The 21,597-nt window shown below is 59.4% G+C and carries 21 protein-coding genes and 1 pseudogene; 7 read left to right on the plus strand and 15 right to left on the minus strand.

The window, feature by feature from the left end:
• Together QZS13_RS06585 and QZS13_RS06590 are read left to right on the plus strand one after the other, a co-directional pair.
• Positions 1-550 (plus strand): annotated as a pseudogene (locus tag QZS13_RS06585) (hydratase); the annotation flags it as partial.
• A 1-nt stretch (position 551) separates the two neighbouring features.
• Positions 552-1,772: an NADP-dependent isocitrate dehydrogenase gene (locus tag QZS13_RS06590; protein ID WP_295587135.1), complete on the plus strand. Its 1,221-nt coding sequence runs from the start codon at positions 552-554 to the stop codon at positions 1,770-1,772.
• Between the two features lie 33 nt (positions 1,773-1,805).
• On the opposite strand, the gene QZS13_RS06595 is transcribed toward QZS13_RS06590, so the two are convergent.
• Positions 1,806-1,982: a DUF6774 domain-containing protein gene (locus QZS13_RS06595; protein ID WP_295587137.1), complete on the minus strand. Its 177-nt coding sequence runs from the start codon at positions 1,980-1,982 to the stop codon at positions 1,806-1,808.
• A gap of 160 nt (positions 1,983-2,142) precedes the next feature.
• Here QZS13_RS06595 and QZS13_RS06600 point away from each other — a divergent pair, with 160 nt between their 5' ends.
• From QZS13_RS06600 to gdhA, 3 genes are all read left to right on the plus strand, one after another.
• Positions 2,143-2,970 (plus strand): cell wall hydrolase, encoded by an 828-nt coding sequence (locus tag QZS13_RS06600; RefSeq protein WP_295587139.1) that lies wholly within the window; start codon positions 2,143-2,145, stop codon positions 2,968-2,970.
• Between the two features lie 62 nt (positions 2,971-3,032).
• Positions 3,033-3,830 (plus strand): TIGR04255 family protein, encoded by a 798-nt coding sequence (locus QZS13_RS06605; protein WP_295587141.1) that lies wholly within the window; start codon positions 3,033-3,035, stop codon positions 3,828-3,830.
• 202 nt (positions 3,831-4,032) lie between these two features.
• Positions 4,033-5,382, plus strand: a complete 1,350-nt coding sequence (gdhA, locus tag QZS13_RS06610) for an NADP-specific glutamate dehydrogenase (RefSeq protein WP_295587143.1) — start codon at positions 4,033-4,035, stop codon at positions 5,380-5,382.
• Between the two features lie 54 nt (positions 5,383-5,436).
• On the opposite strand, the gene cysK is transcribed toward gdhA, so the two are convergent.
• The 9 genes from cysK to QZS13_RS06655 form a co-directional block, all read right to left on the minus strand.
• Positions 5,437-6,369, minus strand: a complete 933-nt coding sequence (gene cysK, locus QZS13_RS06615) for a cysteine synthase A (RefSeq protein ID WP_295587145.1) — start codon at positions 6,367-6,369, stop codon at positions 5,437-5,439.
• A gap of 104 nt (positions 6,370-6,473) precedes the next feature.
• Positions 6,474-7,319: an RsiV family protein gene (locus QZS13_RS06620; protein WP_295587146.1), complete on the minus strand. Its 846-nt coding sequence runs from the start codon at positions 7,317-7,319 to the stop codon at positions 6,474-6,476.
• Positions 7,316-7,807: an RNA polymerase sigma factor gene (locus tag QZS13_RS06625; protein WP_295587147.1), complete on the minus strand. Its 492-nt coding sequence runs from the start codon at positions 7,805-7,807 to the stop codon at positions 7,316-7,318. The genes QZS13_RS06620 and QZS13_RS06625 overlap by 4 nt, the downstream gene beginning before the upstream one ends.
• 119 nt (positions 7,808-7,926) lie before the next feature.
• Entirely contained in the window at positions 7,927-9,183 is a 1,257-nt protein-coding gene (locus QZS13_RS06630) for an ABC transporter permease (RefSeq protein ID WP_295587148.1), read from the minus strand.
• Positions 9,180-9,917 (minus strand): ABC transporter ATP-binding protein, encoded by a 738-nt coding sequence (locus tag QZS13_RS06635; protein WP_366557942.1) that lies wholly within the window; start codon positions 9,915-9,917, stop codon positions 9,180-9,182. The genes QZS13_RS06630 and QZS13_RS06635 overlap by 4 nt, the downstream gene beginning before the upstream one ends.
• Before the next feature lie 4 nt (positions 9,918-9,921).
• The gene (locus QZS13_RS06640; protein WP_295587149.1) at positions 9,922-11,523 is read right to left on the minus strand and encodes an efflux RND transporter periplasmic adaptor subunit; all 1,602 of its coding nucleotides are present in this window, start codon (positions 11,521-11,523) and stop codon (positions 9,922-9,924) included.
• Between the two features lie 2 nt (positions 11,524-11,525).
• On the minus strand, positions 11,526-12,167 hold the full coding sequence (locus QZS13_RS06645; protein ID WP_295587150.1) for a TetR/AcrR family transcriptional regulator: 642 nt from the start codon (positions 12,165-12,167) through the stop codon (positions 11,526-11,528).
• A 178-nt stretch (positions 12,168-12,345) separates the two neighbouring features.
• The gene (locus QZS13_RS06650) at positions 12,346-13,341 is read right to left on the minus strand and encodes an alpha/beta fold hydrolase (RefSeq protein WP_295587151.1); all 996 of its coding nucleotides are present in this window, start codon (positions 13,339-13,341) and stop codon (positions 12,346-12,348) included.
• 13 nt (positions 13,342-13,354) lie between these two features.
• On the minus strand, positions 13,355-14,824 hold the full coding sequence (locus QZS13_RS06655; RefSeq protein WP_295587152.1) for an SLC13 family permease: 1,470 nt from the start codon (positions 14,822-14,824) through the stop codon (positions 13,355-13,357).
• Between the two features lie 321 nt (positions 14,825-15,145).
• Here QZS13_RS06655 and QZS13_RS06660 point away from each other — a divergent pair, with 321 nt between their 5' ends.
• On the plus strand, positions 15,146-15,700 hold the full coding sequence (locus tag QZS13_RS06660; protein ID WP_295587153.1) for a cupin domain-containing protein: 555 nt from the start codon (positions 15,146-15,148) through the stop codon (positions 15,698-15,700).
• A 73-nt stretch (positions 15,701-15,773) separates the two neighbouring features.
• Here QZS13_RS06660 and QZS13_RS06665 read toward each other — a convergent pair whose 3' ends face one another.
• From QZS13_RS06665 to QZS13_RS06685, 5 genes are all read right to left on the minus strand, one after another.
• On the minus strand, positions 15,774-16,559 hold the full coding sequence (locus tag QZS13_RS06665; protein WP_295587154.1) for a sulfite exporter TauE/SafE family protein: 786 nt from the start codon (positions 16,557-16,559) through the stop codon (positions 15,774-15,776).
• 97 nt (positions 16,560-16,656) lie between these two features.
• The gene (locus QZS13_RS06670; RefSeq protein ID WP_295587155.1) at positions 16,657-17,370 is read right to left on the minus strand and encodes an aspartate/glutamate racemase family protein; all 714 of its coding nucleotides are present in this window, start codon (positions 17,368-17,370) and stop codon (positions 16,657-16,659) included.
• A gap of 11 nt (positions 17,371-17,381) precedes the next feature.
• Positions 17,382-18,611, minus strand: a complete 1,230-nt coding sequence (locus QZS13_RS06675) for a dicarboxylate/amino acid:cation symporter (protein WP_295587156.1) — start codon at positions 18,609-18,611, stop codon at positions 17,382-17,384.
• Between the two features lie 173 nt (positions 18,612-18,784).
• Positions 18,785-19,600: a GntR family transcriptional regulator gene (locus QZS13_RS06680; RefSeq protein WP_295587157.1), complete on the minus strand. Its 816-nt coding sequence runs from the start codon at positions 19,598-19,600 to the stop codon at positions 18,785-18,787.
• Positions 19,601-19,888: 288 nt separating this feature from the next.
• A complete protein-coding gene (locus QZS13_RS06685) occupies positions 19,889-20,476 on the minus strand; it encodes a D-Ala-D-Ala carboxypeptidase family metallohydrolase (protein WP_295587158.1) in 588 nt (195 codons plus the stop codon).
• 442 nt (positions 20,477-20,918) lie between these two features.
• Here QZS13_RS06685 and QZS13_RS06690 point away from each other — a divergent pair, with 442 nt between their 5' ends.
• Complete coding sequence (locus QZS13_RS06690; RefSeq protein WP_295587159.1) at positions 20,919-21,512, plus strand: Ada metal-binding domain-containing protein; 594 nt, start codon at positions 20,919-20,921, stop codon at positions 21,510-21,512.
• Positions 21,513-21,597 lie beyond the last annotated feature (85 nt).

The following is a 21,597-nucleotide window of genomic DNA, read 5'->3' on the forward strand; positions in this document are numbered from 1 at the left end:
CCTGGCGGAGTTCACCCTCTCCCGCCGGGAGCCGGCCTATGTGGGCCGGGCCAAGGCGGCCGCAGAGCTGGAGGCCCGGCGGCGCAGCGGCGACGCCCCCGCCCGTCTCCTGGAGATCCTGGACAAGGTGGGCGACGGTGCGGCGCTGATGGAGACGACTCAGTTCGGCTCCTGCGTGTTTGCCAACCGGCCCGGCGATGGCTCCGCCCGGGAGCAGGCTGCCTCCTGTCAGAAGGTCTTGGGCGGATTGGCCAATATATGCTACGAATTTGCCACTAAACGCTACCGTTCCAACTGCATCAACTGGGGCATGCTGCCATTCACCCTGGACAGCGGCACCCCCTTCCCCTATGAGAGCGGCGACTGCGTGTTCGTCCCCCACATCCGGGAGGCGGTATCCGACGGCAAGGAGAATATCCCCGCCAAGGTGATCCGTACCGACGGAACCGTGGCGGACCTCCTGCTCCATGTGCGGGGTCTGACCGCGGAGGAAAAGGAAATCCTGCTGGACGGGTGCCTCATGAACTACTACGCAAAGAGGGCTGACTGATATGGAAAAGATTCAAATGACCACGCCGCTGGTGGAGATGGACGGCGACGAGATGACCCGGATTCTCTGGGGATGGATCAAGGGAAAGCTGATTCTCCCCTTTGTGGATCTGAAAACGGAATATTACGACCTGGGATTGCTGCACCGCAACGAGACAGACGACCAGGTCACCGTGGATGCGGCCCTTGCCACCCGCCGTCTGGGCGTGGCGGTCAAGTGCGCCACCATCACCCCCAACCGCCAGCGGATGGAGGAGTACCCCCAGCTCAAGCAGATGTGGAAGAGCCCCAACGGCACCATCCGCGCCATTCTGGACGGCACCGCCTTCCGCGCCCCCATCCTGCTGCCCTTCATCCACCCGGCAGTACGCACCTGGGAAGCTCCCATCACCATTGCCCGCCACGCCTACGGCGACATGTACAAGGCGGTGGATCTGGTGACGGAGGAGCCCGGCACCGCCACGCTGACTTTCCGGGGCCAGAGCGGCCGCGAAACCTCCCTCACGGTCCAGGCCGTGGACGGGCCCGCTGTGTTCCAGGCTCAGCACAACACCGCCCGGAGCATCCGTGCCTTTGCCGACAGCTGTTTCAACTACGCCATTGCCCAGAAGCAGGACCTGTGGTTTTCCACCAAGGACACCATCGCCAAGGGCTACGACGGGGAGTTCAAGCGGATTTTTGAGGAGGCCTACGAGACTACCTACAAGCCGGAGTTTGAGCGGCTGGGCCTCACCTATTTCTACACCCTCATCGACGACGCGGTGGCCCGGGTCATCCGCTCCAAGGGCGGCTTCATCTGGGCGCTGAAAAACTACGATGGCGACGTGATGAGCGACATGGTGGCCGCCGCCTTCGGGTCCCTGGCCATGATGACCTCCGTGCTGGTGGCCCCCGACGGCACCATGGAATTCGAGGCCTCCCACGGCACTGTCACCCGCCACTACTACCGCTATCGCAAGGGAGAGAAGACCTCCACCAACCCCATGGCCACCATCTTCGCCTGGTCCGGCGCATTGCGCCGCCGGGGTGAGCTGGACGGCCTGGAGGATCTGGTGTCCTTCGGCAACGCCCTGGAACAGGCCTCCCTGGATACCCTGAAATCCGGTGTCATGACCGGCGATCTGGCCGCCCTGGCCGATCCGGATTTCCCCACCCGGACTGTCACCAGTGAAGAATTCCTGGATGCCGTGGCACAGCGCCTGGCTGCGGCACTGGCAAAATAACCCCACAGAGCGGGCAAGGATTGCCCGCTCTGTTTATTCGTCCGTGCTGTTCTCCCGGTCATCCAGCTCCCGCAGCGCCGCCATGGTTCCCAACGTCGTGCCCAGCTGGGTCAGCACCAGCGCCGCCCGGGAGAGCTCCTCCTGAGTCATGCACCGGGCCATGGCCACCGCCAGGGCATACACACCATTGCTCCAGTCCATTGCGTCCATCCGCCCGTCCCCCTCTCCCGTCTCCAATGTATGTGGAGGCGGGATTATTTTTTCACCGGCGCAGGGTCTCCGGCAGTCTCTGCCGTCGCTGCCAGGATTTGTGGGTTGCCCAGAAGTAAAAAAAACGGTATGATTTCTTCTGAAATCCCGCAAAAAGGATGTGACTTTTTTGAAACGAAGTATTTTTTGCGGTCTTTTGACCGCTATGCTCCTCTCCACGCCCGCCCAGGCGGTTGCTGCCGCACCGGCGGAGGAGACCGTCCGGACAGAGCGCACGGTTCCCGTCCAGATAGACGGCCATCTTCTGGATTGGAGCGGCATTGTACGCCAGGGCGTGACCTATGTGCCCCTGAGAAATCTGCTGGATACGCTGGGCGGCTGGACCCTCACCTGGGACGCCGGTACCCGGACGGCAGTAGCCGTCTCCGGTGACCGCCGCCTTACCGCCGATCCCACCGCCGACACCATCACGCTGGACGGTGTCAGCCGCAGCGGTAAGGTGTCCGTGGAGCAGGGCCGCACCGTGGTCCCGCTGCGGCTGGTGGGTGAGCTGCTGGGCGCTCAGGTGGAGTGGGACGGCTACCTCTCCGGCGCCGCCGTGACCTCTTCTGACGCCGCCTACAACGCCGTGGACTACTACTGGCTCAGCCGCATCATCAGTGCCGAGAGCCAGGGGGAGCCTCTGGAGGGCCAGATTGCCGTGGGCAACGTAGTTCTGAACCGGGTGGCAAGTAGCCAGTTCCCAGACTCCATTGCCGGCGTGGTCTTTGACCGCCAGTACGCCGTGCAGTTCGAGCCGGTGGAAAACGGTACCGTCTACAACCACCCCTATCACCTGTCCCTGGAGGCAGCCGCCCGGGTGCTGGACGGGGAGACCTCCGTGGACGGTGCGCTGTATTTTTATGCACCGGCCCTCTCTCCCGGCACTTGGATCAACGCCAACCGCACCTACCTGACCACCATCGGCTGCCACCGGTTTTACCTGTGATTTGACTTTTGCCGCCCGGCGGACTACAATGGGGATAATTCCATAGAAAAGGAGCATGCCCCATGCTGTTTTCAGGACATCCCCGCACGATTTACCGCAACGCTCCGGCCCATGAGGTCATCTGCCAGCTGCGGTTTCCCACCATTCTCTCCATCAATTCCGTAGAGCCGGCCACCTTTCAGGAGGCCATTCGCGCAGAATTTCCCCAGTATGTCCGCCGTCAGGACGTAACGCCGCCCAAGATTACCCTCTCCGCTGCCGGTGCGGCCCCCAAAGTGGAGCAGCAGCCTCCCGTCACCAACTACAACTTTCTCTCTGCCGACAACCAGTGGAAGCTGAATCTCACGGAGAATTTCATCGCGCTTTCCACCCTGCACTACACCGGCTGGGAGGAGTTTGCCCGCCACCTGGACAAGCCTCTGGCCGCCTTTATCAAGATCTATCAGCCGGCCTATTTCCAGCGGGTGGGCCTGCGGTATGTGAACATCTTCACCCGCTCCAAGCTGGGCCTGGAGAAGGCCAAGTGGGCGGAGCTGATCTCCCCTGCCTATGTGGGTCCCCTGTGCCAGCCGGACGTGATTGAGGAGAACTTCCTCAACTGCGCCAGCGACCTTTTGTTCCAGCTGGACTCCAGCTGCCGGGCAAAGATCCACGCAGGTCCCGGCCGGGTGAAAAACAACGCCCCCGGCGCGGCGCAGGACCCGGAAGTCAAGTTCATCTTCGACATGGACCTTTCCATGAACGGCAATGTGCCCTGCACCCTTTCCGCCGCCGGGCTGGAGACCCTCCACGGCCACGCCACCCGCATTTTTGAAGGCGCCGTCACCGACAAATTGCGCCAGGCCATGGACCCCCAGTGACGTGCACCTTTCAAGCACAAAAAAGAGTGTCCTTGTCCGCACTGCGGCAAGGGCCTCTTTTTTTTGTAAAAATTGGAGGAAAACGATTGCTTAACTTTTTGTGATTTTAGGAAATTTAAACCTTGTGTAAGCTCGGGCATATCCGTTATTCTAAATAAGGTATCTTATGCGCATAAAACTACACACAGAAGGGGTAATGGTTATGTTGAACAGCGAGTATTTACAGCGGGTATACTCCCAGGTTGTCACCCGGGACCCCGACCAGAAAGAGTTCCATCAGGCAGTTCTTGAGGTTCTGGAAAGCCTGGATCTCATTGTGGATAAGCACCCCGAGTACGAGGCCAACGGCGTCATCGAGTCCTTTGTGGAGCCCGAACGCGTGGTGACCTTCCGGGTACCCTGGGTGGACGACCAGGGCAAGGTGCAGGTCAACCGGGGCTATCGTGTCCAGTTCAACTCCGCCATCGGCCCCTATAAGGGCGGTCTGCGGTTCCATCCCACCGTCAATCTGTCCATTCTGAAGTTCCTGGGCTTTGAGCAGATCCTCAAAAACAGCCTGACCGGCCTGCCCATCGGCGGCGCCAAGGGCGGCAGCGACTTCGACCCCAAGGGCAAGAGCGACGCCGAGGTTATGCGTTTTTGCCAGAGCTTCATGACGGAGCTCTATCGCCACATCGGCCAGTTCACCGACGTGCCCGCCGGCGACATCGGCGTGGGTGCCCGTGAGATCGGCTACCTGTTCGGCCAGTACCGCCGCATCCGCGACGCCCACGAGGCCGGCATCCTCACCGGCAAGGGCCTGACCTACGGCGGCTCCCTGGCCCGTACCGAGGCCACCGGCTACGGCCTTTGCTACCTGACCGCCGAAATGCTCAAGTGCATGAAGAACGACAGCTTTGCCGGCAAGACCGTGGTCATTTCCGGCAGCGGCAACGTGGCCATCTTCGCCGCGGAGAAGGCCATGGCTCTGGGTGCCAAGGTAGTGGCCCTCAGCGACTCCAACGGCTTTGTCCACGATCCCAACGGCATCCAGCTGGATGTGGTCAAGGACATCAAGCTGGGCCACCGGGGCCGCATCAAGGAGTACGCCGAGCGGGTCGCCGGCAGCACCTACACCGAGGGCTTCCGGGGCATCTGGACCATCCCCTGCGACATCGCTCTGCCCTGCGCCACCCAGAACGAGATTGACGAGGACATCGCCAAGACCATCGTGAAAAACGGCGCCATGGCTGTGGCGGAAGGTGCCAACATGCCCTGCCGTCCCGAGGCCATCCGGGTGTTCCAGGAGGCCGGGCTGCTGTTTGCCCCCGCTAAGGCTGCCAACGCCGGCGGTGTGGCCACCAGCGCTCTGGAGATGTGCCAGAACAGCATGCGTTACTCCTGGACGTTCGAGGAAGTGGACGCCAAGCTCAAGAGCATCATGGAGCACATTTTCCACAACATCTACGATGCCTCCAAGGACTGCGGCGTGACCGGAGACCTGGTGGTCGGCGCCAACATCGCCGGCTTCAAGAAGGTCGTCGACGCCATGCTGGCCCAGGGCATTGTCTGATCCAGCCCGTTCTAAAAAAAGAGAGACGCCTTGCGGCGTCTCTCTTTTTTTTCTTCATTTCTCCTGGAACATGGGTGTGGACAAATACCGCTCTCCGCTGTCCGGCAGCAGTGCCACAATCACTTTGCCCCGGTTCTCCGGACGCCGGGCAAGCTCCGCCGCCGCCCAGACCGCCGCACCGGAGGTAATGCCCACCAGGATGCCCTCCCGCCGGGCAAGCTCCCGCCCGGCAGCATAGGCGTCCTCATCCGTCACGGGGATGATCTCGTCCAGCACCGACCGGTCCAGATTCTCCGGCACGAAGTTGGCGCCGATGCCCTGAAGCCCGTGGGCGCCTGCCCATCCCTGCGTCAGCAGAGGCGAGGAAGCCGGCTCCACCGCCACAATGCGCACGGCGGGATTTTTCTTTTTCAGGTACCGTCCCACGCCGGTAAGCGTCCCGCCGGTGCCGGCGCCCGCCACAAAGATGTCCACCCGGCCGTCCGTGTCGGTCCAGATCTCCGGGCCGGTGGTGGCCATGTGGGCTGCCGGATTGGCGGGATTTTCAAACTGCCCGGCCACGATGCTGCCGGGAATGGAGGCTGCCAGTTCCTCTGCCTTCGCAACAGCGCCCGCCATGCCCTCCGCGCCGGGCGTGAGCACAATCTGGGCGCCGTAGGCGGCGATGAGGCTGCGCCGCTCCACGCTCATGGTGTCCGGCATGGTGAGGATCACCCGGTAGCCCTTAGCTGCCCCCACGGCGGCAAGGCCGATGCCCGTATTGCCGGAGGTGGGCTCGATGATGGTCCCGCCCGGCGCCAGACGTCCCGCTTGCTCCGCCTGGTCGATCATGGCGGCGGCGACCCGGTCCTTGGCACTGCCGGCGGGGTTCTGCCGCTCCAGCTTTCCAAGGATCGTGGCCTCCAGGCCATGGGCAGACTCGTAGCGGCAGAGCTCCAGCAGCGGCGTATGGCCGATCAAATCCGTGATACTGTGGGCAATCTTCATGGCGGTATCCTCCATTTTCAAATTTTCCTTATCATACACCCCCCGCGTCCCCGGCACAACCCCTAAAAAAGCTCCCCGGACCGGCAGCCCGGAGAGCTTTTCCACTATTTTACAATCTCAAATTCCACATTGCCCAGAGCGCCGATGGCCACAGTGTACTTGGGAAACACCACCACCGGGTTGCCTGCTTCATTGATATAGAAGGATGTGGTCTCATCCACCGTGGTAAAGCCGCCCATGTCCTCCGGGAAAAACACGGAGGGATCTTCACTTTCGGCCATCTGGATGCGGATGCTCTCATTGCAGATCTCCGCCCAGTTCTCCCCCAGCAGATCGGCCAGGGTGATCTCCCGGTCCGATGCCAGATCCAGGTTGTAATATACCTGCTCCTGGTAGGCGCTGGCAATGGAGACATAGCTGTCCACTACGAAAGAGACGGTGGTGCTAGTCTGGGATTTGATGTCATAGGTGACGCTGACGGTGTTGTTCTTTTCCTCCCACTGCTCCTCTGTGCCGCCGGTGGCCAGAAACGCCTCCTTGTACTGGGCAATCAGTTCCTCGCCCTGGGCAATCTTCTCGTCCACCCGCTCCTGAATCTCCTCCGTTGCCTGCCTGGCCAGGGCGCCGCCCTCTATTGCGGGCTGCTCCACCTCCACGGTGCGGTCGCCATTGGTATCCTGATAGCTGCGGACCGTCAGAACCCGGAACAGTCCCCCCAGAACGGGCACGTCCGCAGCAGCCGCTGCCACGGTGGGCGAGAGGTTCAGCGCACCCACGACCACCACGAAGCAGGCGGCCGCCGTGGTCAGGGTATGGCGCAGAGCCCGGCGGCGGTGGGCGCGGCGGTAAGCCTCGCTCCCCTGCCGGATTCCCGCCTGTATCCGTTCGTTCAGTTCCTCGGGAATGGGGATGTTCTCATATGCCTCTTTGGCTGTGCGGAAATCGTTCATCTCTCCTGCGCTCCTTCCAGTTCGATACGAAGTTTTTTTAATCCGGTGTACAGGCGGGTCTTCACCGTACTCAGCGGGCAGTCCACCACGGCGCTGATCTCCTTGAGGGACAGATCCTCGTAAAACCGCAGTTTGACGATGGTGGCCACCTCCGGCGGCAGTCCCTCCACCCGCTGGGCAAGGGTCCCGTCGGCGGGAAGCGGGTCTTCGTAGCTGCCTGTGTCCAGGGCCTCCCGAGGCACCAGCACCACGCGCTTTCGCCGGCGCAGCTGATCCGTGCATACATGGACCAAAATCCGATAAAACCAGGTGCGCATGGCGTCGGCGTTTTTCAGGCCATCCTGCTTTTCCAGTGCCTTGCAGACAGCGGTCTGTACTGCATCCAAGGCCTCTTCCCTGTCATGGAGATAGCTGTATGCCAAACGGTAAAAACGCGCCTGATTTTCCACCAGATAAGCAGTCAGTTCCGATTGTGCGATATGCGTCATAGGCTCATATCCTTTCGTGCTTTCTGCCTGACAGACGATGGAGCGGCAAAAAAAGTTTGGATGCGGCAGATTTTTTTAATCGCTCAAAAAGAGAGAACCGGCGTTTGCCGGTTCTCTCTTCATTCATAGCGCAAAGCGTCAATGGGGTTGAGACAGGCGGCCTTGTTGGCCGGCAGATACCCGAACAGCACGCCGATGCCCACGGACACCCCAAAGCTCACCGCCACGGCGGAGAGGGTGGGCGTGGCCGAAAAGGCGGCATTGCCGCCCATCTGGGCGGCCACCATGCCGCCGATGAGCGTACCCACCCCCATGGCCACCAGACACCCGAAGGCGATGCCCAGCAGTCCGCCGATGGCGGAGGTGGTGCCCGCCTCGATGATGAACTGTCGGCGGATGTCCCGCCGCCTGGCCCCCAGGGATTTTCGGATGCCGATCTCCCGGGTCCGCTCGGTCACGGACACCAGCATGATGTTCATGATGCCGATGCCGCCTACCAGCAGGGAGATGGCGGCGATGGCCACCAGCACCATCATGGCAACGCCCATCATGGTGTTGATAAGCTCCACCTGCTCCAGCATGGTCTGCACATAGTAGGCGTTATACACCAGGCTTCCGTCCGTGTCGTGGTAAAAATCCCGGAGGAAGTCCGTCAGCACCGCCTGGGCCTGGGACACCGCGTCCCGGGACACGGCCGTGATCTGATAGAGGGAGACGTAGGACGAGCCGGAGATGCGCATGGCATTGGGATAGGGGATATAGAGCCGGTCGTCGCTGCCGCCCTCGGATATGGTCTCGCTGCTCTGGGCCAGCACGCCCACCACCGTGTAAGGGACTCCCTGGATGGAGACAGTCTTGCCCAGGGCGTCGCCGCCCAGAAGAGTTTGTTCCACATAGGCGCCCACCACGCACACCTTGCTCTGGGTGGCCACGTCCACATACTGGAGATACCTTCCCCGCGCCAGTATGCCGCCGTCCAGGGTGGTGCCGGTGGAAGGCCGGTACATGGCCTCGCTGACGCCGTAAATGCCGGTCTTTTGATATTCCTCGCCGCCAATGCGGATGCCCTGGCCGGCGCTCACCCAGGGGGTGATTCCCTCGAACAGGTCCGGGCGGCTCTCCACCAATTCGTACATCTCCTCGGGAGACACATTGCCGGTGGTGCCATCACCCAATCCCCACGTATAGGCGTAAACCTGCGTGATGCCCACTCGTTCCACCTGCTCATCCACCATGCGTTTGAGGCCGTTTCCCAGAGAGATGATGATAATGACGGCTCCCACACCGATGATGATGCCCAGCATAGTGAGAAATGCGCGCATCTTGCTGGTGCGCAGAGATTTGATCGCCAGCTTGAACGACTGTGTGAAATTCATGCCGGTTCCTCCCCTCCCGCCTCGTCCGAGCGCACCACCGCACGGGGGTCCGATGCGTCCCCGTCATAGATGATCCGCCCATCCTGGAGCCGCACGATGCGTCGGGCCCGGACGGCGATGGAGTTATCGTGGGTGATGAGCACCACGGTATCCCCCTCCCGGTTGAGCTTTTGCAAAAAGCCCAGCACTTCCCGGCCCGTGCGGGAATCCAGGGCACCGGTGGGCTCATCGGCCAGGATCAGCGACGGATGCCCCGCCAGTGCCCGGGCGATGGACACCCGCTGCTGCTGGCCGCCGGAGAGTTGGCTGGGGAGATTGCGGTGCTTTTCCGCAAGCCCCACCCGCTCCAGCGCCTCCGCGGCCCGGGCCCGTCGCTCCTGGGCGCCCACGCCCGCGTACAGCAGCGGCAGCTCCACATTTTCCTGCACGGTGAGCTTGGGAATCAGGTTGTACTGCTGGAAAATGAAGCCCAGCATCTTGTTTCGGATCTCGGCCTGCTGGTCATCGTTCATGGCGGACACGTCCCGCCCGCCCAGATGGTAAGTGCCGGAGGTGGGTACATCCAGACAGCCGATGATGTTCATGGCCGTGGACTTGCCGGAGCCAGAGGAGCCTACAATGGCCACGAACTCCCCGGGATCCACCGTCAGGCTGATGCCGTCCAGCGCGTGCACGGCCTCGTCACCCATCTGGTAGATCTTATACACATCCCGCAGTTCAATCAGATGCTCCACCGTGTCAGCCTCCCATCTGCGGAATCTCTTCCTGGTAGAGCACCGTCTCGCCCTCTTCCAGTCCGGAGGTAATGGCGATGTAGCTATCGTCGTTGGCGCCCAGCGTCACGCTGCGCTGCTCCACCTTGGCCGGGTCCGCCAGCGTCACACCGTCCTCCGCCAGGGCGCCGGGCAGAGCCACCTGCACGGTGTTGCCCCGGCTCACCGCTCCTACGGGAATGGTCAGCACGTCCGCATCCGTCTGGCAGAGGATGGTGGCCGAGACATTCATGCCCGGCCGCAGCTCGCCATAGTCCGCGATGGAGATGGTCACCGGGTAAGTGGTAAAGCCGCCGGTGGTCGTTCCGTTGACGCTGACCTTTTCCACCGTTCCGGTGAAGGTCTGACCCATGACGGCATCGCAGGTGATCTCCACCGTCTGTCCCACCTGCACCTTGGAGATGTCCAGCTCATTGACGCTCATATCCATCTTCAGGCAGCTGAGGTCATAGATGACTGCCAGGTTGCCGGAGGTAACGCCGTCCACCTTGTCGCCGGCCTTGAAGGTTTTTTCGATCACCGTACCGGAAATGGGGGACTTGATGGTATAGTCGTCCAGATTTCCCTGGGCGGAGGAGGCAGACAGCCGGGCACTCTCCAGGGACAGGCGGGCGTTTTCCAGCTGCGTGCGGCCGGACTCGGAGTCAATGGTGCACAGCACGTCCCCCTTGGTCACCGAACTGCCCAGCAGTTTGGAAAAGCCGGTAACCGTACCGGAGCTGCCTGCGTAGACCACCGCAGAGGCAGGCATATTTACGGAGGCGTTTCCGTAGCTGGTATAGCTGCCGATGACGGCGGAGGCCGTGTAGCTGTCGGAGATGGCGCCGGGGTTATCAATCTTCACCCGCACAGAGCAGCCCTGTTTTCCGTTGCTGGTGACGGCGGTGGAGTCCGAGACAGAGGCCACCGTTCCCTGGACGCTGCCCTCCATGCCGTCCAGAAACACCGTGGCGGGTTCTCCCACATAGAAATCCTGCGGCGAGACGTAGATGAACAAAAAGTCAATGGTAATGTCCGTGCTGGTCACGATCCGCGCCAGCTGATCCCCCGCGTTGACACTCTCGCCGTCGCGGACGTAGACCTCGCCGATGGTACCGGAGATCGGCACGGTAGGCTGCAGGGCCTCCTGGGCCTGCTGATAGCTCAGCTGGGCCTGCTGGGTGGAGATATTGGCCCGGCTGACGGAGTCCCGGGCATCGCCGCTGTCCAGCGTGTAGAGCAGGGTATCCTTCTCCACCAGATCCCCCTCCTCAAAGGGCGCGGTCAAAATGGTGGCGGAGAGCAGCGTGGTTACATTATAGGCGTCCGCAGGCTCCAGCGTGGCCGTCCCGGTGACGGAGACGGAAATGTCCCGCCGCTGGACGGTGTCGCTTTGGTAGACCGCCGCCGCAGACTGCTGTTTCCCCGGCAGCAGCCGGATCGCGGCCAGCACCACCGCTGCCGCCGCCACCAGCGCAATCAGCCGCTTTTTCCCCTTTTTGCCGGGCAGATGCCATCTCTTTTTCCGTTTTTCGTTGGCGGGCACGGTCTGCGGGGCCGCCGTCTCCATCAGCTGTTCTTTTTCCATGGTCATTCTCCTTTTCTCTCACCGGAGGGCACGCCCTTGTCCAGCGCCATCCCCCGCCTGCACAGTTCCAGCAAATTCACCAGATGCTGCCGGGTCTTGTCCTGCTCAGTCCCGGAGACGCCCCGCAGCAGCAGCGGCCCCGTCACGGAGAGCACCAGCGCCAGGATATCCCCCAGATCCTCCGCTCCCCGCAGGTCCAGCGTGTCCGCCGCCACCGCGTCCCGCAGGCGGTCCACAACCCGTTCCCGGCTGATTAGGCCCAGCAGCATGTTCTGCTGCAATCCGCTGTTGCAGGCGATGACCGCCGTCACGGTGCCCATCTCGCCTACTCCCTGCTGCTGACGCCGCCGCTGGACATAGTCATAAAGATCCAGCATTCCCTGAAACAGATCACCGCCGGCATGCAGGATGCTCTCCCGCACCACCGCCAGCAGCTGGTCCACATAGCCCTCCATCACATAGCGGAACAAATCCTCCTTGTCCGCAAAGTACATGTAGAAGCTCCCGCGGGGAATCCCCGCATCCTTGATGATCTGGTTGATGGATGCCTCGCTGAACGGCCGCCGGGAAAATTCCCGGGAGGCCGCCGCCAGCAGTCTCTCCTGTTTTTCCTGGGGCAGATTGCAAAACGTGGCGCTGGGCATACGCCTCACTCCTCTCTCTATAACGAAATGACCTCCGCCTTTTCCTCAGGTCTACCCCTTCCAGCCGGAGGAAGGTCAAGCCTAATTTACGCGGTGCCAAAAAGAAATATGACAACTTGTCATGTATCATAGATGACAAGTTGTCATATTTCAAGCAGCTGTAAAGAATATTTACAAATTATTCATATTTGGTCGGTGCCTTTCGGCGGCCCAGCCCTTTCTCCTCAAGCCAGTGGAAAATCATATACGCGATTTCCGCGTTGTTGTTGTCCATCATCAGCATATGGGAATTGCCCCGAATCCCCATCTCCGGCAGACTCATCCAGGTGTAGTCTGTCCCTGCCGACTCCAGGGAGCTCCGCATGGTGGGAAGATTCTCCCGGAAGGAGCGTACCCAGGCGTGGACCGGCTCAAACCCGTCGGCCATGTAGTCTCCAAGAACAAACAGCTGGGGAATCTCCCGGGTTGCCGGGTACAGGGGGCCGTCCGCGGGAATTCCGGCAGGCTCCACCAAAATCAGTGCCTTGACAAAATCGGGAAACTTCGCTGCCGCCCGCTGGGCGAAAATGCACCCCTGGCTGTGGGCCAGCAGAATCACACCGTCCACGCACTGGCGCATGCGCAGCAGGTACTGCTCGTAGGCGTCCATGGTCCACTCGTCCGAAGTGATCCAGCGGGGAACCCCCTGCATCATCAGCTGGTCGTAATACGCCGTTGGGAAGCGGTTTCCCTCGTAGGGAACGGGATACTCCGGCCCCATTTTCAGGTTCAGCCATCTGGCCTCAAAGGTATGGAACACCGGCGGTGTGGCATTGACCTCCGGAAATTTGGCCCAGCTGGCGCGCCCACGCTCCACCGCGTCGGAGACGTACACGTCAAAGCCGGCCCGGAGGAACAGGGTATCCCAGCCCTCTCGTCCGTCTGGCGTGGTCTCCCAGGTGACGCCGGTCAATCCGCCCCCATGCCACATCAGCACCGGATACGGTGCCTTCGGCGCATCCAGCAGTGTGTACTGCACATACATCTGCTTGACCCAATGGGTACCGTTGGGATCGCTGTGAAACACGAACTGCCCGTTATAGGGATAGTCCTCCACCGGCGCGTTCTCCAGCTTGACTTTCTCGCCGCCCACATGAAAGCTGCCGCGCTTAACAACTCGAATTACGTTATCCATGCCAATCTCCTATTTACAAAATGGTAATGCAGAGTACACCTGCTGCAACGATGCCCACCGTGACCGCCAGAAGCACCAGGATTCCCTTGGACAGTGCCCACTTCTGGCCGTCGCCGGCAAAAATATCCGTGCCCAGCATAATGGCCGACTGTCCGGAACCGGAGGGCAGCAGGCAGGCAGTCAGGGTCCCGATGCCGATGATAGGCGGGAACACAGACACATTGACCCCCTGCTGGTACAAGGAGACGGACAGGGGCGCCAGCGCGGTGAGGAACAGGATCGCCGTGGCGGAGTTGGAGAAAAACTGCGTGACAAAGCAGCCCAGTACCGCCACAATGGCAATCACCACCGCAGGAGACATTCCGCCGAACAGGTTCTCAAAAATGGACAGCAGCCAGTTGGAGACGCCAGCCTCGTCGGAGGACAGGGCGCCGCCCAGTGCCAGCACCGCGCCCACACCGAAGATAATGCCCCAGTTGGTGCCGTTTTTGAACACCTCATTGATCTCGCAGATGGGCTCGCCGTCCACCGGAATCAGGCACAGCAGGCACACCACAAATGCCATGGCAAAATACTGCCCCACGTTGTTGAGCAGATCGTACACCACATTCCCCTGCGGCATGATCTGGAGAATGAAGGGGTAGAAAAACGTGATGATGACGCTTACCAGCACGATGATCTGCTGCTTGGACATCCGCTTGAATTCCTCCGTCTGCAGAAGGGACACGTCCAGACTTCTGAGCCGGCTCATGTCAAACCGGAACACAAACCGCGCCAGCAGCATCAGCAGCACCAGACTCAAAACGGAAATCACAACCGCTGTAATGGTCCAGGTGGTTCCGCTCACCTGCGTGCCCACCGCGGTCAGCTGGGCGTCAAAAATGCTGTTGTACAGCACCGCATAAGGCTTGAAGGGATACATGATCTCCGTCACACCGGACAGCGCCACCACAGACAAAAGCATGAAGCGAACCCAGTCGTTTGTCTTTTCCATACCGGACACATCGCAAATGGCGCCCAGAATGGCGATGGTCAAAAGGATGATGCCGAAAGAGCCGATCACCGACCCGATTACCACGATTCCCACCAGGAATACCGCCGTAAACAGATACGGGCGTCCATTGACCATCCGGCGGGAGAGCATCCAGCGAACCAGGAAGTCACCGGTCTTGGACTTTTGGAAGATATACACCAGAATGAAGATGAAAATCATCAGCACAGTAATGGTGTTACCCAGGGTGGCGGAAACCAGCGTGGCCGGTGTGAAATACCCCGGAAGCAGACAGCCTACCATGGCCATGGCCGACGGCAGCAGCAGTCCGCCGCACAGCACGCAAAGCCAAATCCAGCCGACCATGATGCAGATATACTGAACACCCATGCGGCTGACCGTGGACCAGGTGGGGATGAAGTTGCCAAGGACAAAAATGAACAAAAGTGCCGCAATGCTCTGGATCGTTCTGGATATGTGTTTTCCTTTCATAAATTTCCTCCACTCTTTCTTCTGATCGGGAGCATCGTTCTCCCGGTCTCCATTCCATGCATGAATTCCGCTGAAAAAACGCACCCTCCTTTTTGTTTTGCTTAAATTTTTTCATTATTTTTTTAAGTATACTGAAATTATATCGTCCAATAATTAAATTATCAATTGAAATTATGGATAAAAATCTTTACTCCGCTTCGGTGATTTTGCCGGAGCATTATCCTGCGGTGTCCGCCTCACATTGACAATCCCGCCGCCTGCCGATATAATAAGCAAAACAGGATTGGCAAAAATATCCCAGAAAGGGCTGTGAGAACATACATGACGCTTGGTGAAAACCTGCGGGCGATCCGGAAAAAACGGGGATACACGCTGCAATATGTGGCCAAGCAGACCGGCTACTCCGCCAGCCTCATCAGCCAGGTGGAGCGGAATCTGGTCAATCCCTCTATCGCCACGCTGAAAAACATTTCAAAAGTGCTGGACATGCCGCTTTTCGCCATCTTTGACGAGGACAAGTTTGAAGAGGTCTTCTCCCGGGAGTGCGTAGTTCGCAGGGAGCAGCGGGTCCTCATCGACACAGGGGACTATGGCTCCACGTTTTCCCTGATCAATCCCTACCGGCAGAGAAAAATGGACATCATCCTGATCGAAGCGGAGCCGGGCGGGATGAGCGGCACGGAATTTCACACCCACCCGGGTGAGGAGTGCGAATTTGTGATTGAGGGGACCATGGAAGTCCAGTGGAACAACAGCGTGTATACGCTCCACGAGGGGGACTCCATCTACATTGACAGCTCCATTCCCCATCGGTGGAGAAATCCCTCTGACAAAAAGATGGTCGTCATCTGTGCGCTGACCCCGGCAAAATTTTGACCATACACAGCAAAAAGGAGCGGACCCGACCGGGCCCGCTCCTTTTTTCCGCGCCGGCTTTTCACACGGCCCGTTATGCCGCCGCAAACCGCCTTACATTGTACAGGCAGATCAAAACGATGACGCACAGCAGCGCAAAAAACAACCGGTCCGTCTGCCGGACAGACAGGCTGCGGTTGATGCGGCTGCCCAGCAGTCCGCCCAGAACGCCCGCCGGTACCATGGCCAGCAGGTATACCCACGGAAATACAGGCACGGTTCCCTGTACCACAGAGGTCAGAAAGCTGGCAGCCTGAGAACACATGATAATAAACAGGGAGTTGGCCGCCGCTTTTTTCGTGTCCATGGAAAATGCGAAGTACAGCACCGCCAGGTTGATAGGGCCGCCGCCGATCCCCAGAAAGGCCGACAGTACCCCCATTCCGGCGCCGATGACCACACAGCCAGCGGCATTCTGCACGTGAAACGAGGGCACGCGGCGCCGCAGGTACATGCTGTACAGCAGCGTCAGCAGCGTTACCAGCGCCAGCACGGCGGCCTGTACCATTCCCACAAATGCATCCTGCCCTGCCGCTGTTTTCACCATTTGGAAAAGCCCGTTGCCGATAATGCCGCCGACTACAGCGCCCAGAGCCAGCAGACTTCCTGTCCGCAGCTCCACCTGACGCTGTCCCCGCTGCCGCAGCACGGAGATGACCGACATGGAGAGCACCGTCAGTCCCGAGAGAAAGCTGATGGCACTGACGCTCATTACGCCCATGGCATCAAGCACCGGCTTGATGATCACTCCGCCTCCAATGCCGCAGATGCCGCCCACAGCAGAGGCGAGCAGGCAGACTATAAAAATCAAAGCAATCATGGGCTTTTCCATCCTTCCAGTAAATTGGGTGCCCCATCCGTACAAGGCCCTCCGCCCCGGAGCGGAGGGCCTTGTGTAAAACAGATTTGTACTGGGCTCACAGCCCCTTGGCGTATTTGACCGCTGCTTCCGCAATGACCTCATTGGGGTCAATCAGAGGGACGGGGAATGTGGCATCGCCCAGAATCAGCGGAATCTCCGTACAGCCCATGACCAGCGCCTCCGCTCCCTGCTCCATCAGCCAGGACGCTACGGCCTTGGCCTCTTCCACGCACTTTTCCGTGCGTCCGTTGTACTTGAAGCCAAAATCATGGTCAAAGATGGCCGCCTGCATCCGCTCCTGCATCTCCGGCGCCACCGGAAGCACCTCAATTCCAAACTTCCCGCAGGACTTTTCATAAACTCCTGCCTGCATGGCCGCGGTCGTGGCCAGAACGCCCAGCTTCCGGATGCCCGGCACGCGCCGCTCCGTCTCCTTGACTGCCTCGTCGATGATGTGCAGGAAGGGAACCGGTACCTGTGCAGCCACATCGTCATAGAAGTAGTGGGCGGTATTGGCGCCAATGATGATAACATCCGCACCGGCGTTCACCAGATTTTTTGCAGTCGCCACCATGGCAGGTACCGGGCTCTCCCCGCCGTGCAGGATGGCATCCTGCCGGCTGGGCATTTTGGGATTGCTGTCCAAAATAATGTGCAGGTGATCCGTGTCGCATTTTGCATGAGTGGCCTGCGTGATCCGCAGGAACAGATCTGCACCTGCCTCCGGCCCCATGCCGCCCATAATTCCAATGACTTTTTCCTTACACATAGCTTCTCCTTTCAAGTCCCGGCCTTCTTGCCGGCCTTCTGGAGGCGGCGCTCCTCACTGGAGGATACCACTGCTGCCACCACCACAGAGCCCACACAGTTGACCGTGGTGATTCCCATGTCCATAATGCTGAAAATACCGGTCAGCAGCGCCACGAATTCAATGGGCATGCCCATGGTCTGGAGGAAGATGGTCGTGGCAACAATGATGCCGCCCGGGATGCCGGGGCTGCCCAGCGTCATCAAAACACCTGTGAGGATTGCCACGGCCATGGTGCCGATGCTCATATCCATACCGACGACCTCGGCTACAAAGACCGCCACCACACCGTACCACAGGCCGTTGCCGTCCATGTTCATATTGGCGCCCAGGGGGATGGTCAGGTCAGAAACCTCCTTCCGCAGATGCAGGTTTTCCTCGCAGGTCCGCATGGAAACCGGCATCGTGGCCGCCGTGGAGCAGGTGGAGAAGCTGGTCGTCCACACCGGCGCAATGGTCTTCCAGAACGTGAAGGGATTCTTTCTGGTGCCGATGGCATAGAGTCCGCCGTAGACCACAAAGGCGTGAATGAGCAAGCCCACATAGATGGTCAGAATGAACTTGCCCAAGGGTCCCAGCACATCCGTGCCGTACTTGCCGGTGGTATTGGCCATCAGGCAGAACACGCCCACAGGGGTGAACTTCATCACAAGGCGCAGGAAGCTCATAATGTAACGGGAGATGAGGCCAAAGCCGTCCAGCAGCTTCGTCTGGTCCTCTTCTTTCATGAACATGATGCCGATGCCGGAGATAATGGCAAAGGAGATGATGTGCAGCATGGTTCCCTCTGCCATGGAGCCGATGATGTTGGTTCCGAAGAAGTTGAGGAAAATATCCGCCACCGTGGGAGCCGTCTGTTCGGCAACTTCTCCCATTTCCGTCATCTCAAAGCCGTAGCCCGGATTGATGACCAGCGCCGTGACCAGCCCCACCGTGGCTGCCAGAACGGTTGTTGCCAGGAATATGACGATCAGCTTCACACCGATGCGTCCCAGCCGCTTCACATCGCCCATACCGGCCACTGCCAGCACAATGTTGCAGAAGATCAGCGGAACCACGCAGCAGCGCAGAAGCCTGAGAAAGATTGTTCCGATAAATTCGATACACTGGATCTGCGGTCCTACGATCATGCCGCATACTGCGCCCAGAATCAGGCCCAGCAAAACTTTTGTTGCAAAGCCAAGCTTCTTAATCCTCGCCATATTTTCTCCTCCTGAATTTATAAAATCGATTTATATGAAAACAGAGCTTTTATAAAAAAGCTCCAGAATTTTCCGTGTTTTTTGTCGTTGTTTTTCTGATTTTGGGTGCAAAAATTAGACCAGCCACAGTTCGTGCCTGAAAAAATTACTGAAATTAAAATTTTCTCTTGTCCTTATTCGTCCGTGGGAATGGTAACCTTGCTGTTGCCCAGAGAGATCTGACGGGTGAGTGCATTGTAGTCCACAGAAATGGAGAAGTGATTGCCGTTGAATCTGCGCCGGTTGAACATGATGCGCTGGCCTTTGCTGTATGCCAGCGTATCAAAGCGCATACCCACAATGTCTTTCTTGAATACGATCAGCTGCACCCGGTCGTCCTCCAGCCCCAGTGCCTGCTTGTCCTCCGTACTCAGCAAAATAGGCTGCGCCGTCACATGGTAGGCGTCGAACCGGGTACCGTTGGTCTGCTCCAGGTAGTCATAGACGGAGATCTTATTCAGATTCTGCTTGAGGATCTCTCCGGCCCAGTCCTGGCGGATGTAATTTTCCTCAATGGCAACCGGTCGGTTGCGTACATAGCGAACACGCTTGATTTTGCAGAAGTCCTGGTCAGTTTCTTCAAAATAGCCGGAAATGTCTTTTTCCAGCCTTCCGACACTGGCACAGAGCACCCGGGAATACACCTCGGCGCCCGCTTCCGCCACCTGCCGTGAAAGGCTGGGCTCGGAAAAAATGTTGTGGCCTTCGTTCTGATAGATGACAAATGTGCCCTTTCCCTTTTTTCGCTCGATCAGACCCTCCTGTACCAGTCCGTCCATGGCCTGCTTGACAGTTGCCCGGCTCAGTTTCAGTGACTCGCAAAGCTGCAGCTCCGGCGGCAATTCCTTTCCGTATTCCCATTTCCCGGACAAAATATTGTCCCGGATCTGCTCCCGCAGCTGATAATACAGTGGAACAGGGCTGTTGTGATTGATGCGGATTTTGCTCACCTTCTTTCTAATGGCCGAATGTTCAAATGACCGGTCATTTAATAATTTAATTATACAGCCCTTTTTTCTGGTTGCAATTGCTTTATATCACAAGATTTTCCCCCATCTATAAGATAATCTGCTCAAAAATGCGCGATAAACCATGCAAGACGCGGCAGCGGCATCAACCCATCGGATATTTTTCTTCCCGCCCCGTCCAAATTACGCTGTCCATTCTCTGTCTTTCCGGCGCACCGCTTCCATGAAAACGCAGCCCCGGAGACAAGCGGTCTCCGGGGCTGCGTTTCCTTATTTGCTCCGCTGCTGATCGTAGCGATAGAGCAGTACAGCAAAGCGGCGGGCTGTAAGGGGCTGATCCAGCAGCAAGTCCCCGCTAGCATCCCCTTTCAGGATTCCCGCTTTTGTAATCCAGGCAATCGCCTTGTCCGCTTCGCTCTCTGCCGTGTATCCGGGCCATCCGCTCACAGCCTTTTCGGTTCCGGAGCGGTTATCCCAGCGGGCGCGGTCCGCCCGCACGTCCACATGGGTAAACGTGGGATAGACACCGATTCCGCCGGCGTTGGGCTGCAAAAATTCCGCGTACTGCGCGGCCGCCAGGGGCGATACTCCTGTGACGATGATATCCGCCGCCATGCCCAGCATATGCTGACTCTTGGGCGCGCCGCCGATTTTTTTGTTGTACGACTCTGTCCGGTACCCGCTGCAAATCTCCACTGCCGCACCGAAGTGCGTACGGATTTTTTCCAGCAGGACAATCAACTCCTGGGAGATTCTGATCTGATCGGAGCCGTCACTGCATGCAAAATCCTTCACTCTGAAATGCTCGGAAAGCTGCTTTTCACCGTCCGCCTTCAGAGAATAGGTCTTTACGCTCACGAAGTTCCTTCCTTTCCCCGGTGTCCTGTACAGACCGGAAACCATGCGGGGCCGCCTTGCCCCGCCGCCCCATCCTATTCCGCATCCGGACACCGGGTGCCTGATCGGTCTGTGTGCGGCCCCCGCGCTTGCCCGACAAGTTTCATCATTATTTCTCTGTATTTTCCATTCCGGACGGTATATGATGGAATTGCGGCAGCAATCGGGTGCATCCGCGCCTCCGCAGGGGGGCGGGCCCGTCCGGATCAGCGCCGCAGTGTGTGGAACACAGAGCATGTGCCTGTCAAGGCACCGGAAGGAGAATTGCGTCATGGGCATTCCGTTTCAAAAAGACCGTCAAACCGCACCCGAGTCAAAGCATGGGCCAAGCAATACCTCCCCATCCCGGCACAGCAAGCCCAAAGGGAAAAACGATACCCTGCGCTGGCTGATTGCCGGGGCCATGGCAGTCAGCGCTCTTTCATTTTTTCCGTCTTTGTCCAGCGCCCTGCTACTTTTTATCGCCGTATGTGCAGTTCCGCTTCCGCCGGTCGCCCAGTGGCTGGCTACCAGGCTGCACCTGGCGGGGAAGGTCAAGGCCGCCGCCATGATTGCCGCTTTATTTGCAGCGGCACTGGCCGCTCCGACAGACGCCCTCCTCCCCGCCCCATCGCAAGACGGAACCGCACCGGTCACAATCGAAACTGCCAGGGCCCCTGCGGACGATCCCGCAGACGCCCCGGCCCAGTCCGTCGAACCGGACACCTCCGGCAGTGCCCCGCAGGAGAGCAGCATCTCAGATGAGGCCGTATCTGCTCCGGTGGAGGACAGTCTCTCCTCCGACGCCGTCTCGCAGGCGCCTGCCGGAGCGGAGGAAGCGCCTCTTACGCAGGAAAACAGTCAGAAAACCGGCTATGTGGGCAGCATCGGATCGGACAAATACCACGACCCCGACTGCCGCTGGGCAAAGAAAATCCTGCCGGAAAATGAGATCTGGTTTTCCAGCAAGGAGGAGGCCCAGGCAGCCGGGTATTCTCCCTGCGGGACCTGCCAGTAAGCCGCCTCAAGCCATCCCAACTTAAAAAAACAGCCAACGCCGCCGCTGTGGGGGACAATCTCCACAGCGGCGGCGTTTGTGACGG

This window comes from uncultured Oscillibacter sp., assembly GCF_900546705.1.
Classification (GTDB): Bacteria; Bacillota; Clostridia; order Oscillospirales; family Oscillospiraceae; genus Oscillibacter.